This window comes from Mesorhizobium sp. M7D.F.Ca.US.004.03.1.1 (assembly GCF_003998635.1).
GTDB lineage: Bacteria > Pseudomonadota > Alphaproteobacteria > Rhizobiales > Rhizobiaceae > Mesorhizobium > Mesorhizobium loti.
Genome location: NZ_RZQG01001757.1, coordinates 1 through 489 on the forward strand (window position 1 = coordinate 1; position 489 = coordinate 489).

1 protein-coding gene is annotated in these 489 nt (G+C 66.5%); it reads right to left on the reverse strand.

The genetic code is table 11. From position 1 onward, the window contains the following. Nucleotides 1-417 (reverse strand): trimethylamine methyltransferase family protein (locus EN935_RS39880; protein ID WP_206534735.1); only part of this gene is annotated, 417 nt, incomplete at its 3' end. Nucleotides 418-489 lie beyond the last annotated feature (72 nt).

A 489-nucleotide genomic window follows, 5' to 3' on the forward strand; every position in this document is an offset into this window, starting at 1 on the left:
GGCGCCCGCCGTGCCGTAATGCACCCGCTTGCCCTTGATCAGCATGTCGTGCTTGGGGTCCTGGCCGTGCAACGTGAAATGTCGTGCCGCTCGTCTGATCGTGTCGAGCACGAGTGCGCGCGGGAACCGGATGCGGCCATCGTCGCCATAGCTGGCGCCGGCCTCTGTCAGGGCCTCGATGCAGGAGGGAATGGCGTTGGCGAAGCCGACCGTTTCCAGCAGCGTCAGCACCGCTTCGTGGATGCGTTCCTGGTCGTTCCGGGTCAGCGGTCCGTAGCTGCCGCCTTCGAGGCCGGCACGTACCGGCTTGATGTCGTCGGCCAATGGTGCTGCCCGCATGGCGCGGCGCGCTTCGCGCCCGCCGGAGCGGCGCGAACGCTGATCCGCCGCCGCTTCCTGCTTTTCAAGAACTGACATGGAGGCACTCCACCTTTCTGAGAAGCAGAGCGCGGCGGTTGGTCCACCATCGGCTGCTTCTTCCCCTTGTGC